The following is a 15,537-nucleotide window of genomic DNA, read 5'->3' as shown; positions in this document are numbered from 1 at the left end:
CAATATATTTCAGCTTTACTTTTGATTGCACCAAAATTAGAAAATGGAATCGAACTGACTTTAGTTGGAGAAATTACTTCTATTCCTTATATCAAAATGACTTTGGCTTTGCTGAATGATTTAGACATTGAAACTAGTTTTGTTGGAAATGTAATAACAGTTAAACCAAAGAAAGAAGTAGAAACAAAAGTAATGACAGTTGAATCAGACTGGAGTTCGGCCTCTTACTTTTTTAGTTTAGTAGCTTTATCAAAAACGGCTACAGTTTCTTTGACTAGTTATAAAGAAACAAGTTTACAAGGAGATTCAGCTTTGGTACAATTATATCAGCAAATGGGAGTTACTTCAAAATTCCAAGGAGATAAACTTACGTTAACCAAACAAGAAAATTTCGACTATAAAGACATTACTTTTGATTTGAATAACACTCCAGATATTGCTCAAACTATTGTTGTTACTTGCTTGGGACTTGGAATTGGTTGCCACTTAACTGGTCTTCATACTTTAAAAATCAAAGAAACAGATAGGCTAGAGGCGCTCAGAATAGAATTGACTAAACTCGGAGCTGATATTTCAGTTACTAATGATACTTTGACATTGGTAGCTACAAATGAAATTAATCACGAAATAAATATTGCAACTTATAATGATCACAGAATGGCAATGGCTTTTGCTCCACTTGGATTAAAAGTGCCAATTATCATTGATAATGCAGATGTGGTCTCAAAATCATATCCTGATTTTTGGGATGATCTAAAAAAATTAGGCTTTTTGATAGTTAAAAAATGGTCTTTTACTTAAGATTCTTCTAAAGTCTTTTAAAAGTTTAAATCCAGATTCCATATTTAGCTAATAGGGAATCTAGATTTAATTTTGATAAGTATTGCTTTAATACTAGTTGCTTATTTGATTTTACGAACAAACTTAGCCATTGAGGAGTAAAGTAGCTCAGTAACTTTAGGCAAAGCTAAAAATAAACACTTAAACACTTGACAACGCCTATCTCACAATCGTATATTTGCACCCGCTTCGTTATTTTACATTAACTAAGTACATCCAGAGCGTAGTCGAAGGATTAAACTTTTAAAACAAACAGCAAATGAAATTATCAAACTTTCAATTCAATTTACCAAAAGAACTTCTTGCAGAATATCCAGCCGAAAACAGAGATGAGTCTCGTTTGATGATCGTTGATCGTAAAAATCAAACGATAACTCATAAAATGTTCAAGGATCTTATCGATTATTTTGACGACGGTGATGTTCTTATCCTTAATAATACTAAAGTTTTCCCTGCACGTTTGTACGGAAACAAAGAAAAAACAGGAGCAAGAATTGAAGTGTTTTTATTGAGAGAACTCAATGCAGAACAAAGACTTTGGGACGTATTGGTTGATCCAGCTCGTAAAATCAGAATTGGAAATAAATTATATTTTGGTGACGATGACTCACTAGTTGCTGAGGTAATCGATAATACTACTTCTCGTGGTAGAACTTTGCGTTTCCTTTACGATGGTTCTTACGAAGAATTCAGAAATAAATTGACTGAGCTAGGAGAAACTCCAATCCCAAAATACATTAATCGTGAAGTAACACCTGAAGATGCTGAGCGTTATCAAACTATTTATGCCAAAGAAGAAGGCGCTGTAGCTGCACCAACTGCAGGTTTGCACTTTTCTAAACATTTATTAAAGAGATTAGAAATAAAAGGAGTTAAGTTTGCCGAAGTGACACTTCACGTTGGTTTAGGAACTTTCAACCCAGTTGAGGTAGAAGATTTATCTAAACACAAAATGGACTCTGAAGAATTAAAAATCACCCAGGAAGCTTGTGATATTGTAAACGCTGCCAAAGCTGCTAAGAAAAGAATTTGTACCGTAGGGACAACTTCTATGCGTGCTGTTGAAAGTTCAGTTTCTTCACAAAACACGCTAAATCCTTATGATGGTTGGACAAACAAATTCGTTTTCCCTCCTCACGATTTTACTATCCCAACTTGTATGATTACTAACTTTCATACACCAAAATCTACTTTATTAATGATGGTTTCTGCTTTCTGTGGACATGATTTAATGAAAAGAGCCTACGAAGAAGCAATCAAAGAACAATATAAGTTCTATTCTTACGGTGATGCAATGTTGATTATCTAAGGATTCCAATATATTTAAAACTAAAAACTCGTCAGTAATGGCGAGTTTTTTTTTAAATGATTATCAGAATCCTAAAATTGCCTACTAAATTCTGCTATCTTTATTATGGCGTATTACCGGGCTATCCATTACAAGTTTTTACCCAAAACCAAACAAATACTAGCACTGCGGGAGCTTCCTCTGGTCGCTTCCTCGTTGCTGTATTTCTAAATGGTTTTGAGTAAAAACTTTCCATTTCTATCCCTAACGCAATTTTCGATACAAATAATCATTAATTTATTTAAGAAAAAGTTGCACCACATTACCTTTCACAAAAAGGATCTGTATGCTTTCTTTATTCTTCTTCAGATTGGTTTTGTCTACCCAGAATTTCAGACTCAAAAAGTATTGCTTGACTTTCTAGTCCCAAATATACTTCCAGGAACCGTCCTTCTGTTTTTTCCAAACAGTATGGAAAACACCTTTTAAAACCTGTTCTTTTCCAGAAGTTGTATCTTTTGACGTCCAAATATATTTTCCATAACTAGATGCCATATCTCCAGCATCAGAAACTCTAACATCATCAGGAGACCAAGTAACAGTTTTGTTTTGATATTTAGGGTTTGAATAATAGTTCTTAATATTTTCTTTGCCAATAATTAATGTGTCATGTTCTCTTTTGATAACAGCATTTGAATCGGCAAATTGATAAAATCCTTCGGCTAAACCTTTTTCTGCAACCAATTGCTCAAAATCTTTTTCTGTTTTAACAATCTGTAATTTGACATAAGCTGCATTCTTAGTGGCTGATTTTGGAGTACAACCATTCAAAATAGAGAATAATAAAAGTATTTTGATGAAATTTTTCATGGCAAAATTATTTTTTAAACAATTTGGATAATATACCAAAAGCCCCCCTGATAAATGTAGCACTGGTTACGACTTTCAAAACAGATTTTGTAACAACATTCGCTGTACTGGTTTCAGTACTTACTTTCTTGGTTTCTTCTACAACAACAGCTTGTTCTTGAGCTGACTCTATTTTTTTAGTAAGCATCTCATAGGCACTTTCTCGATCAAGGACTTCGCTGTATTTTTTAACTAATTTGGAATTTTCGTTGATTTCTTGAATTTCATTATCAGTTAAAATATCCATTCGGCTCATTGGCGCACGCATCATAGTAGCAACAAGTGGTGTTGGAACTCCTTTTTCGTTCAAAGCTGTGACAAAAGCCTCTCCAATTCCCAAACTAGTCAGAACTTCATCAGTCTTATAAAATTCAGATGTTGGATAATTATCTGCCGATTGTTTGATGGCTTGTCTGTCATTAGCTGTAAAAGCTCTTAAAGCATGTTGTATTTTTAATCCAAGTTGTGCCAATACGCCACTTGGAATATCCATTGGGTTTTGAGTAATAAAATAAACCCCAATCACTTTCGAACGAATTAATTTTACAATTGTTTCTATTTGTTCCAATAATGTTTTACTGGCTTCATTAAAAATCAAATGTGCTTCGTCTATGAAAATGACCAATTCAGGCTGATCTGCATCTCCTTTTTCAGGCATTTGTTGGTATATTTCTGCCAATAAACTTAGCATAAAAGTAGAAAATAATTTTGGTTTGTCCTGAATATCTGTAAGTCTAATAATGTTTATATACCCTTTTCCACTTTCATCAATGCGCAATAAATCATCAATTTCAAATGATAATTCTCCAAAAAATAAATCAGCTCCCTGTTGTTCAAGTTCGATAATTTTTCGAAGGATTGTTCCAGTAGTAGAAGTAGAAATTTTGCCGTAGCTTTCTTCAATTTCCGATTTTCCTTCATCGGTAATATAGTTAATGACTTTTTTAATGTCTTTCAAATCAAGTAAAGGCATTTTCTTATCATCACAATATTTAAAAATTACAGCAACAACACCTGATTGCGTATCATTTAAGTCTAAAATTCTCGAAAAAAGTACAGGTCCAAATTCGGACACAGTAGATCGGAGTCTCACTCCTTCTTGTCTGGAAAGAGTCAGTAATTCAACTGGAAAGCTAGATGGCGTAAATGGAATTCCAAGTTTTTCATGTCGTTCTTTTATAAAATCTTTAAGTTCTCCTTCTTTCGCAACTCCACTAAAATCGCCCTTTATATCCATCATTAAAACAGGTATTCCATTTGAAGAAAGCTGTTCTGATAATACTTGAATAGTTTTCGTTTTTCCAGTTCCGGTAGCACCAGCAATTAATCCATGTCTGTTCAAAGTTTTTAATGGAATTTTCACATAAGTATTTGGTAATACTTCACCATCAAGAATCGAACTGCCAAGTAATATACTTTCACCTTTGGATGAATAGCCTTCATTTATTTGCTGAATAAAATTTTCTTTTCTGCTCATTTTTAGATGGTTTTGAAATCAACTGCAAGTTATTAAATATTCTTCAAATGAAATAATCAAGTCTTTCTTATAAAGAAAATCATAAAAATTAAAACATTTATGAAGTGTTGTTTTTTATATTTAGGTTCATTTTTTTTGAATAAAAACATTCAGAACGTTTAAAATCACATTTTTTGTAAAAGATTTTGAAGGTATTTTAAAAAAAAATCATTTGATTATTCGTTAAAAAGGTCTTAATACTATTTTGGAATAAAATAAATTGTGATATTACTAAAAAAAAGTTTTTTTATTTCAACTAAAAATTTAAATTTGCTCCTATACAAGTTTATTGAAACTAAAATAAATATTTAAAATTTAAAAAAATGGCAAACGTTAAAGTTAAAAAAGAAAGCACTTCAAACGGTGGAGGAATGATTTCAGGAATTATTATTGCATTATGTATTTTTGTAGGTTGGTTGATCTGGTCTCAGGTAATGGGAGATCCATCAAACTTTGAAGGGGGAGATACTGAAAAAGGACACCCATTAAACACGTTAGGACAAGTTTATAAAGGAGGATTCATAGTACCTGTATTGTTAGGTATGTTATTAATGGTTATCGTTTTCTCAATTGAAAGATTTTTTGTTATTTCAAAAGCTGCTGGAAAAGGGAATTTAGATAAATTTATGAAAGCAATCCAAACTAGCATCAAATCAGGAGATATTGATGGTGCGATTGTTTCATGTGATAAACAACAAGGTTCTGTAGCAAATGCAATTAAATCTGCATTAGTTAAATATCAAGATGTTAAAAAAGAAGGATTCAATAGTGAAGAAGCTTCTGAAGTGATTCACAAAGAAATCGAAGAGGTTACTGCTCTTGAATTACCAATGTTAGAGAAAAACATGACTATCATTTCTTCTTTAGTATCATTAGGAACACTTGGAGGATTATTGGGAACTGTATCGGGGATGATTAAAGCGTTTGGTGCTTTGGCTACTGCAGGAACTCCAGATCAAGCTGCTCTTGCGGTTGGTATTTCTGAAGCTTTGATTAATACAGCTACAGGTATCTCTACATCTATTACAGCAATTGTTGCTTACAACTTCTTTACTTCAAAAATTGATGATTTAACTTATTCTATTGATGAAGCTGGAACTACAATCGTAAATACTTACAGACACTTTAGAGGTAGTTTAAAACAATAATTAATTTTTTGATAATTTTTATCAAAATATAATAGACATAAATAATGGCTAAAATAAAAATGAAAAAAAAGTCCACATCTACCGATATGACGGCGATGTGTGATGTTGCGTTTCTTTTGCTGACGTTCTTTATTTTGACTGCCACTGCTAAAACACCTGAAGTATTACCAGTTGATACTCCACAGTCTACTGTGCAAACAAAATTGCCTGCTGACAATTTATCAACATTAACAATTGGTAAAATTGATGGAAAAACAGCTGTATTTTTTGACCTGAAAGGAAAAGATGTTCGTAAAAAAGCACTTGAATTTATGGCTGATAAATATAATGTTGCTTTTACTGATAAAGAAGCTGAGGAATTTGGATTAATGGAAAGTTTTGGTGTGCCGGTTCAAAATTTAAAAGAAATTTTGAATATGAAAGCATCTGAAAGAAATAAAGCTGGGCAGCCTGGAATACCTAAAGATTCCTTGAATAACGAGTTGAAAGATTGGATTTTGTATTCTCGTAAAGCAAATATAGAAGTGAATGACAAAGAATTGAATTTTGCAATAAAAGGAGATGCTAAAGAACAATATCCAGCAATTAAAGAAATTATGGATATGTTGCAAGATCAGAAAGTCAATAGCTTTAACTTGGTTACAGGTCTAAGAGGAAAGAATTTTTAATTAAAAAAGACACACTAAAATGGCTGAATTAAATACCGACAGTGGCGGTGGCAAAAAAGGCAGTGGTAAGGTAAGAAGTAAAAAGCAAAACTCGAAGGTAGATTTAACTGCCATGGTGGATTTGGCTTTCTTATTGATCACATTCTTTATGCTTACTACGACCTTGTCCAAACCTCAATCCATGGATTTGACGTTGCCAGATAAAGAAAAGGATCCAACACAAAAAAATGATATTAAAGTTGATGAAAACAAAACGTTGACTTTATTATTAGGTGAAAATGGAAAATTGGTTAGTTATATGGGAATGATAGCTACTCCATTGGTTGCGCCAAAAGATTTTTCTTACGGAAAAGAAGGTATTCGTAAAGAATTAATAAAAAGGATGGAACAAGTGAAACAGTATTCCACTGCTAAGGGTGAACCTGGGAAAGGAATGATTGTGATTATCAAGCCTAGTAAAAAATCAACTTATAGAAATTTAGTTGATGTTTTGGATGAAATGGCAATTGTTGGGGTAAATAAGACTGGTTCTTATGCAATAGTTAACGATTTTTTACCTGAAGAAGTAAAATTGTTAGAAGGAGGCAAATAGTTTCCTAATAACCTAATAATTATAAAAAATGAAATTAGATTTAATAAAAAATCAATGGGTTGAGATCGTTTTTGAAGGGCGTAATAAGCTTTATGGGGCTTATGAGCTAAGAAAATCGAATCGTAAGACTTCTATTCGAGCTCTTATCATTGGTAGTATTCTTTTTAGTTTAGCTATCAGTGCTCCTCTTATTGCAAGTTATTTGCCAGAAGGGGACAAAGCAGTCGATACTGATATCAAGATTACTGCGGTAAAATTACCTCCTAAGAAGAAAGTAGAAGAGATAAAAGATCTTGCACCACCTCCACCACCTCCACCAAAACAAGATCAGGTTAAATTCGTTAAACCTGTTGTTGCAAAAGCTGAGGATGTGACTGAAGATCCACCAAAAATGGATGATATCAAAGACAAAAAGACTGGTGCAGAAACAATTAAAGGAGATCCAGATGCTCCATTAACTGTAGAAGAAGTAGGACATGGTCCAGTAGTTGAAGTTATCGAGGAAGACACAAGTGTTCACTCTTTAGCAGGTATTGAGCAAAAACCTGAGTTCCCAGGTGGTATTGAGAAATTTTACCAATTTGTTGGTAAAAATTACCAAGCTCCCGAAGAAGAAGGTCTTAAAGGAAAAGTTTATGTTACTTTTGTAGTTGAAAAAGATGGTTCATTAACTGATATCAAAGTAATCAGAGATATAGGTTATGGTACTGGAAAAGAGGCAATTAGGGTATTGAGTAAATGTCCAAAATGGCTTCCAGGTGAACAGAATGGTAAAAAAGTTAGGGTATTATATTCTCTTCCAATTACTATCCAATCTGCAGAATAATGTTAAATAATTTATTTAATAGTTTGAAGAAGAAATCGCTTATTGAGCGATTTCTTCTTATTATAACGGTTTTGGTTTTTTTAGCATATTTCTTTTTAGGACTAATTGTTATTTTTTGGAGTAAGTTTCCTTTTGATATGAAAATGCAATATAGAATAGCTTTAGGCGTTGTATTAATAGCCTATGCTATTATTCGCTTTTTTCGTTTTTATAATGCTTATAAAGAATAGTATGAAGAAATTTAAATTTATTTCAGGTATTTTTTTATTTTCATTTATTTTCATTTTTTTTAATTGTAGAAAAAATGAAAATAATAATGATAATAATGAAACAATTTTAAAAGGCAAAGCTACTATTTTTGTTGATGAAACTATCACTCCTATCGTTGAGGATGAAGTAATGGTTTTTGAAAGTAATTATGACGCGAAGTTAACTTTGGTTTCAAAATCTGAATCTGAGGTTTTAAATTCATTATTTAATGGCAAAGCAAATATTGTAATTCTCGCAAGAAATTTAAATGAAAAGGAGTTAAAGGTTTTCGAGCAAAAAAAAATACAACCTAGAATAACAAAATTTGCTATTGATGGGATATCTTTTGTTTCCAATAAATCCAGTAATGATACGCTAATTTCTTTAAAAGATGTGTTAGGATTTATGAAGGGTGAAAGAAATTCTAATATTAAAGGTTTGGTCTTTGACAATCCAAATTCTAGTACTGTTAGCTACATAAATAATTTAGCAGGTTTAGAAAGTTTACCAGAAAAGGATGTTTATACTTTTAAAACCAATAATGATGTCTTGAAATTTGTTTCAGAAAATGATGGAATGATTGGCGTTGTTGGTGTAAATTGGTTGTCACAACCTACTCCCCAAATGGAATCTGTTCTGAAGAAAATTAATGTTTTAAGTGTTAAAGGTTTAAATAAAGATGGCTATTTTGCACCTTCTCAGAATAATTTTGCAGAAGGAACTTATCCATTATTGAGAGATTTGTACATTGTTAATTGTCAGGGCTACTCAGGTTTAGGAATGGGTTTCGCTTCATTTATTGCGGGAGACATTGGCCAAAGAATTGTTTTAAAGGCTGGTTTATTGCCATTTAATATACCTACACGAAAATTAAATATTATACATAGTAAGTCAATTAATAAATAGAAATAAAAATAAATTAATATAATGAAGATGAATAAATTAAAAGTTTTAAGTATTGCGCTATTTGCCATTGTGGCAAGCGTTAAGGCACAAGATCTTGACCAGGCGAAGAAAGCCATTGATGCTGAACAATTTGAAAGTGCTAAAACAATATTAAAATCTATAATTCAAGCAAAGCCTACAAATGGCAACGCTGCTTTTTATTTAGGAAACGTATATTTATTGCAAAATAATGCGGATTCTGCAAAAATTTATTACCAAAAAGGTCTTGCGGGTACAGAAGGTGCGAGATTAAATAATATAGGCTTGGGTCTAATTGATTTGGATAATGGTAATCCAGAAGCTGCAGAAGCGAAATTTGCTTTAGCTACTAAAGATTTAAAAAAGAAAGATATTGAAGAATATATTTTTATTGGTAGAGCTTACACCTTTTCTACTAAGCCAAACTATAAAAAGGCATTGGAATATTTAAATAAAGCTAAATTAATAAATCCTCAAGATCCACAATTAAATTTAGCATTGGGTAATGCTTACTTTGGAGATGGTAATCAAAATGAGGCTTATTCTGCTTATAGAAATGCATATGCTGTAGATAATAGCCTGATTAGAGCAAAAATGCAATTAGGTGTTTTATTAAAAGGGGCCAAAGCTTATAGTGAAGCTATAAAAGCATTTGATGAAGTAATAGTGATTAATGCAAAATATGGTCCAGTTTATCGTGAATTAGCAGAGACATATTATTTATGGGGGAGAAATGAACCTTCAAAATATAAAATGTATATAGAAAAGGCTCTATTAAACTACGAAAAGTATTTATCATTAACTGATTATTCTTTGCATTCAAGAATGCGTCATGCTGATTTCTTAGTATTAGCTGGAGAATATAAAGCTTTAGAAGCGGAAGCTAACAAAATGGTTGAATTGGATAAAGTAAATCCTAGAATTTTACGTTACTTAGGAATTTCAGCTTATCAAAATGGAAATTATGATGTAGCTATTAAATCACTAGAATCATTTATTGCGGATCCTACAAACAAAATAATTGCTTTTGATTACCAGACTTTAGGCTTTGCTAAAATTAAAAAAGCAGTAGGAGAAGATGGAAAAAATCTTGATACTGCTTTATTTGATAACGGTATTCAAGACATAAAAAAATCGTCTGAAATGGATGCTAATTCTTTAGCAATAAATATTAGTGATGTTGGAAAAAAATTATATGAATTAAAATTATTCAAACAAGCTGCTGCAGTTTATGAAATAGCTGTTGCAAATAAGGAATCAAAAAATTACATTTTGGATAATTTTTATTTAGGAAACAGTTTGTATTTTGACAATACTAGAAAAGATGTAAAACCAGATCCTGCCGCTTTGCAAAGAGCAGATTCTGCTTATGCTGCTGTAATTGAAGCCTCTCCTAAAACTCAAGATGCTTATTTATACAGAGCTAGAACAAACAGTTTATTAGAAAACGACGAGTTGACTATTAAATATTATAATGATTATGTTAATATAGTTACAGAAAAAGGTCCTGAAGAATTGGCAAAACCAGCAGTTGTTAAAAAAATAATCGAAAGTTATAATACCGCTGCTGCTAGTTATGCAAATACTGATAAAGCAAAAGCTATTGAATATTTTAATAAAACATTAAGTATTGATCCAACTAATCAATATGCATTAGATTCATTGAAGTCCCTTAAATAACTTTTATTTCATATAAATCAAACGGCAATTAGAAATAATCGCCGTTTTTTTGTTTTTATATTCATCGAAATAGTGTTTTAACGTACCATTAGACTTCTATTGTTTATCTTTGCACCTTAAATTTACAAAATGTTATCAAAAGAAGTTCAATTAGAAGTTAATAAAGGAACTATGCTTCCTCTCATGGAAGAATTTTATACAATTCAAGGTGAAGGTTTTCACACAGGAACTGCTGCTTATTTTATTAGAATTGGGGGATGTGATGTTGGTTGTCATTGGTGTGATGTTAAAGAAAGTTGGAATGCAGAATTGCATCCACCTACAAAAATAGATTCTATTGTAGAGAATGCCACTAAATATGCAGATACTATTGTAATAACAGGAGGAGAACCTCTAATGTGGGATATGACTTTTTTGACAGAAAGGTTGAAGAAGAATAATTTAAGAGTTCATATTGAAACTTCGGGAGCTTATTCTCTAAGCGGAACTTGGGATTGGATTTGTCTTTCTCCCAAAAAAAATAAATTGCCCACTCAAACAGTTTATGATAATGCTGATGAGCTTAAAGTAATTATATACAATAAACATGATTTTATTTTTGCCGAGGAACAAGCAGAAAAAGTTAATTCAAAAGCAATTCTTTTTCTTCAGCCAGAATGGAGTAAAAAAGAAGAAATGACACCTCTTATAGTTGATTATGTTATGAATAATCCTAAATGGCGTGTCTCTTTACAAACTCACAAGTATTTAAATATACCTTAATATATTTTTATTTTTTTAATCTACGAAGTTGTTAATGGATTAAATTAAACTTTTCATTTCCATTCTTTATCGTCTTTGATTTTGAAACAAATTTATTGTATTCTTTCTTGTTAAATTTTTATGAATAGTAACAATTTGTAGTTTTTTTATTCATTTTTATACTCTTAACAATTTTTTTTTGAACATTGTATAATTTTATTTTAATATTTTTATATATTTGATTTTTATTAGCATGTTTCTTTATCTATTTACTAAACCTACTATACTTGTTAAAGAGTATAAAAAAATTAAGTGCCCATGAAAAAAATTTTACTTTCTGTAATAGCTTTGTTTATTGTGAGTATTGCCTCTGCTCAAGTAACAGCTACAATTGTTGATGATGCCCCTTATGATTACCAAGAAGTGGAAGTGAGACCTGAATTCCCTGGCGGAAATAGTGCTTTAATGGCTTTTATTGGTTCAAATTTTAAAATGCCAGAATATGATGGTGGTGGTGGTACTATAAAAGTGGCTTTTGTTATCGAAATTGATGGCTCTGTCACAAATGTAAAAGTTACTAAAGATCTTGGTCAAGGCACTGGTGCCGAAGCTAAAAGAGTGGTGAGTTTACTGCCTCGATGGACAGCTGGAGAACATTTAGGAAAAAAAGTTAGAGTACTTTATGAAATACCTATTAAAATAGCAGGTTAATCACGTGTAAAAAATGATTTATTTAAGACCAAATGTTATTGCATTTGGTCTTTTCTTTTAAATAAAAAGTCTGGCTAAATAATCATAATGATCACCTTCTAAAATTAGTTCACATTGAAGTCCATTTGCGAAAGCGACATTTTGTAATGTGTTATAATCGAGGTATAACCAAGGGAAAGGTATTTCGGTTTCTTTTTTATATGAAATGGTAAAAGTTAATTCGCCATAATAGCCATTATTTGGAATCCATTTTCCTCCATCTTCATCATCATCAAACATATAAATAATATCTGAAGAGTCAATTAAAATCTGACCTTCAGGTTCAAGTAAACTTTTTAATTTTTGCAAAAACATCGGTGTTTTTTTAAGTGTTCCAAAAATACCAGTTCCATTCATAAGGGCTATAATGGTGTCGAATTTTTCATCTTCCAAAGTCATTATATCTTGAACTTTTGCATTTTTCAAACCTCGAAGTTTACAGGCTTGAATAGCATTTTCTGAAATATCTATAGATGTTACGTCAAGATTTCTGTCATTTTGTAAAGTCAAACTATGACTTCCAGCTCCGCAGCCAATATCAAGAATTCTACCTTTGGCTAACTGTAATGCTTTTTGTTCTATTTTTGGCATTTCAACATAGTCTCGGAAAAGATATGCGACATTCATTTCGTCCTCTTCAGAAATAGAAGTCTCCGTTAATATGTTTTCGGGATTATTATTGGTTTGGTAATCCAGTATGGCTTTTCCAAAAAGGTCTTTCATAAATTTTGGTTTCAAGTTTAAATTTCCGAGTTCAAAGTTTAGTACTTTTGCAAATCATAAATAAATTTCAAATTGAAACCAGCTTTAAACGAATTAGGAAAACTTGCCAAAGATAAGCATATCGAAAACAAAAAGTATTTTGATAAGCTAAAAAAGAAGACGCCAAAGAATTTAGATTACATAATGCAAGATATTCATGATGCTGAATTCAAGAAAACAGATTGTTTACAATGTGCTAATTGTTGCAAAACGACAGGGCCATTATTTACGCTGGCTGATATTGAAAGAATTTCGAAGTTTTTAAAGCAAAAACCACAACAATTTATTGAGCAATATTTACGAATAGATGAAGATAGGGATTATGTACTGCAAAGTGTGCCTTGTACTTTTTTAGACACAGACAATACTTGTTTTATTTATGACGTTCGCCCGAAGGCATGCAGAGAATTCCCTCATACAGATCGAAAAAAATTTCAACAGATTACAGATTTGACCCTTAAAAATGTGGCTATATGTCCTGCAGCTTTTAATATAGTAGAAGAAATGAAAAAGAAATTACCACTCTAAATTACTTAAAGTTTAAATATGTTCTTAAAATAGGAACTTTATTTATATTTGTTCAGTTACTAAAATAAATTAATTTGAATTTAGAATATTTCATCGCAAAAAGGCTTATAACTGCCAAGGATTATAAAAGTAGCATATCGGCACCGATAATTAATATTGCTATATCAGCAATTGCTATCGGTATGATTATGATGATAGTTTCAGTAGCTACTGGGGTCGGATTGCAAAATAAAATTCGCGAAAAAATTGCTGCCTTTAATGGACATATTATAATTTCAAATTACGATAACAATCAATCCGAAATAACACTATCACCCATAGATAAGAATCAAGACTTTTATCCAAGATTTACTTCTGTCTCAGAGGTTGGTCATATTCAAGCTATAGCCAGCAAAGCCGGAATTATTAGAACAGAAACCGCTTTTGAGGGGATCATTTTTAAAGGAGTAGGAAATGACTATCAATGGGGTAATATAAAAGAATATCTTGTGTCAGGTAGATTACCTAATTTATCTAAAGATGTAACACAAGAAGTTGTGATTTCTCAGTTTTTAGCCAATCGATTAAATCTAAAAGCGGGAGATTCTTTCAATACATTCTTTATTAAGGAAAGTCAAAACCAACTTCCAAATGTTCGAAGATTCAAAATCGCGGGTGTTTTCAATTCTGGATTTCAACAGTTTGATGCTACTTATATAATAGGTGATATTAGGCATATTCAGAAGATCAATAAATGGAGTCCAAATCAAATTGGTGCTTTTGAAGTATTTGTAAAAGATTTTAACACGATAAAACAAACAGGTGAACAAGTTTATAAACACACATCCTCAACTTTAGATACTAAAACAATTATTGAAAAATATAGTTATATATTCGAATGGTTGCAGCTCTTCGATTTCAATATTATTGTGATATTAGTAGTAATGATATTGGTTGCAACAATAAATATGGTAGTTGCATTATTGGTTTTGATATTGGAACGTACTCAAATGATAGGGATCTTAAAATCACTAGGAGCTAATAATTGGTCGGTTCGAAAAATATTTCTTTACAACGCATTCTACCTTATAATAAGAGGTTTGTTTTGGGGTAATCTTATTGGAATTTCATTGCTGTTATTTCAACAACATTTCGGAATTGTAAAACTCAATCCAGAAAATTATTATGTAAATCAAGCGCCGGTATATATTAATTTGGGATATATCTTGGCTTTAAACTTTCTAACTGTGACAATTTGTGCTTTGGTATTGTTGGTACCATCCTATATAGTAACAAAGATTTCTCCAGTCAAAGCTATTCGATTCGACTAATTCCATTAAAATAGTAAGGAGCTGATACCTGCTCTTCGTTCCAATCTTGTTGCCCAAACCCCGGTCAACAAGGATTTCCACTACACACGAGCGAAGCGAACTGGCGAAGCAATCAGGGCTAGGGCTTTGGTTCTTCGTAATAGTGATTTGTGTCCTTATAGGTTTTCAGCACCAGTTAGGTATGCATCAAATGCTATGTTTTGCGATCAATTCCCAATTCCATACCTATTTATATAGTATAGTACAAATTAATAAAAGCAGTGTTTCAACTACGGGAAAGAGAGAAGTGGCTAAAAACAGTCCTATTTGCCTTTTAAAGTCATTGAAAAATCCTTAAAAACCTTTGAAAACCCTGTCATAACAGATTAAATCATCACCGAATGTTCAAAAATCTTAAAAAAGAAATAAAATCTTAATTGATAACCTGCCTTAAACCAGTTCTTTAAAAAATAAACGAAAAATAAATGCAAAAAGCCATTGTTTAAACGGATAAACTAGCTACTTTTGCACCCGCAACAAGCACAAGCGTTCTTAGAAATACTGACAAGCAATTGAGATCCAGCAGAAAAGAAATTTTCAAAAAAAGATTGGAAAAAGCTTGCCAGAAATAAAAATGCTGCTTATTTTTGCGCCCCGCTAAAAGCGCAAGTTATTTGAAAAGCTGAATAAGAGAAAGAGAGGAAAACGAAAATAAAATTTTTCAAAAAAACTTTAAATTTTTCTTGCCAGGTAAAAAGAAATTGCTACTTTTGCACCCGCTAATCGAAAGACTGGCGGATATAAAAACAGAAGAACACGTTCCTAGA

15 protein-coding genes are annotated in these 15,537 nt (G+C 31.6%); 12 read left to right on the top strand and 3 right to left on the bottom strand.

What is annotated here, in order from left to right; translation table 11 throughout:
* The coding region (locus VLC96_RS04250) for a 3-phosphoshikimate 1-carboxyvinyltransferase (RefSeq protein ID WP_414655562.1) at positions 1–801 on the top strand (801 nt) is incomplete at its 5' end.
* Positions 802–1,099: 298 nt separating this feature from the next.
* Positions 1,100–2,149: a tRNA preQ1(34) S-adenosylmethionine ribosyltransferase-isomerase QueA gene (queA, locus tag VLC96_RS04245; RefSeq protein ID WP_325260814.1), complete on the top strand. Its 1,050-nt coding sequence runs from the start codon at positions 1,100–1,102 to the stop codon at positions 2,147–2,149.
* Positions 2,150–2,548: 399 nt separating this feature from the next.
* Here queA and VLC96_RS04240 read toward each other — a convergent pair whose 3' ends face one another.
* Together VLC96_RS04240 and VLC96_RS04235 are read right to left on the bottom strand one after the other, a co-directional pair.
* On the bottom strand, positions 2,549–2,998 hold the full coding sequence (locus VLC96_RS04240) for a YybH family protein (RefSeq protein ID WP_325260813.1): 450 nt from the start codon (positions 2,996–2,998) through the stop codon (positions 2,549–2,551).
* Between the two features lie 7 nt (positions 2,999–3,005).
* Positions 3,006–4,514, bottom strand: coding sequence for a helicase HerA-like domain-containing protein (locus VLC96_RS04235; protein WP_325260812.1), 1,509 nt, complete (start codon positions 4,512–4,514; stop codon positions 3,006–3,008).
* 362 nt (positions 4,515–4,876) lie between these two features.
* On the opposite strand from VLC96_RS04235, the gene VLC96_RS04230 reads away from it, so the two are divergent.
* The 8 genes from VLC96_RS04230 (at position 4,877) to VLC96_RS04195 (ending at position 12,092) form a co-directional block, all read left to right on the top strand.
* Positions 4,877–5,701, top strand: a complete 825-nt coding sequence (locus tag VLC96_RS04230) for a MotA/TolQ/ExbB proton channel family protein (RefSeq protein ID WP_325260811.1) — start codon at positions 4,877–4,879, stop codon at positions 5,699–5,701.
* 44 nt (positions 5,702–5,745) lie between these two features.
* On the top strand, positions 5,746–6,369 hold the full coding sequence (locus VLC96_RS04225) for an ExbD/TolR family protein (RefSeq protein WP_325260809.1): 624 nt from the start codon (positions 5,746–5,748) through the stop codon (positions 6,367–6,369).
* 19 nt (positions 6,370–6,388) lie between these two features.
* Positions 6,389–6,961, top strand: a complete 573-nt coding sequence (locus tag VLC96_RS04220) for an ExbD/TolR family protein (protein WP_325260807.1) — start codon at positions 6,389–6,391, stop codon at positions 6,959–6,961.
* A gap of 28 nt (positions 6,962–6,989) precedes the next feature.
* Positions 6,990–7,787 (top strand): energy transducer TonB, encoded by a 798-nt coding sequence (locus VLC96_RS04215; protein ID WP_325260806.1) that lies wholly within the window; start codon positions 6,990–6,992, stop codon positions 7,785–7,787.
* Between the two features lie 231 nt (positions 7,788–8,018).
* On the top strand, positions 8,019–8,942 hold the full coding sequence (locus VLC96_RS04210) for a PstS family phosphate ABC transporter substrate-binding protein (RefSeq protein WP_325260805.1): 924 nt from the start codon (positions 8,019–8,021) through the stop codon (positions 8,940–8,942).
* 27 nt (positions 8,943–8,969) lie between these two features.
* Positions 8,970–10,640, top strand: a complete 1,671-nt coding sequence (locus tag VLC96_RS04205; protein WP_325260804.1) for a tetratricopeptide repeat protein — start codon at positions 8,970–8,972, stop codon at positions 10,638–10,640.
* 129 nt (positions 10,641–10,769) lie between these two features.
* A complete protein-coding gene (locus VLC96_RS04200; protein WP_325260803.1) occupies positions 10,770–11,402 on the top strand; it encodes a 7-carboxy-7-deazaguanine synthase QueE in 633 nt (210 codons plus the stop codon).
* A 297-nt stretch (positions 11,403–11,699) separates the two neighbouring features.
* The gene (locus tag VLC96_RS04195) at positions 11,700–12,092 is read left to right on the top strand and encodes an energy transducer TonB (protein WP_325260802.1); all 393 of its coding nucleotides are present in this window, start codon (positions 11,700–11,702) and stop codon (positions 12,090–12,092) included.
* A gap of 57 nt (positions 12,093–12,149) precedes the next feature.
* On the opposite strand, the gene VLC96_RS04190 is transcribed toward VLC96_RS04195, so the two are convergent.
* On the bottom strand, positions 12,150–12,854 hold the full coding sequence (locus tag VLC96_RS04190) for a class I SAM-dependent methyltransferase (RefSeq protein WP_325260801.1): 705 nt from the start codon (positions 12,852–12,854) through the stop codon (positions 12,150–12,152).
* A gap of 72 nt (positions 12,855–12,926) precedes the next feature.
* Here VLC96_RS04190 and VLC96_RS04185 point away from each other — a divergent pair, with 72 nt between their 5' ends.
* Positions 12,927–13,421: a YkgJ family cysteine cluster protein gene (locus VLC96_RS04185; protein WP_325260800.1), complete on the top strand. Its 495-nt coding sequence runs from the start codon at positions 12,927–12,929 to the stop codon at positions 13,419–13,421.
* 74 nt (positions 13,422–13,495) lie between these two features.
* Positions 13,496–14,731 (top strand): ABC transporter permease, encoded by a 1,236-nt coding sequence (locus VLC96_RS04180; protein WP_325260799.1) that lies wholly within the window; start codon positions 13,496–13,498, stop codon positions 14,729–14,731.
* Positions 14,732–15,537 lie beyond the last annotated feature (806 nt).

The organism is Flavobacterium sp., from assembly GCF_035456085.1.
Classification (GTDB): Bacteria; Bacteroidota; Bacteroidia; order Flavobacteriales; family Flavobacteriaceae; genus Flavobacterium.
The sequence above is the reverse complement of the archived record's forward strand: the minus strand, read 5'-3'. Positions and strand labels throughout refer to the sequence as shown.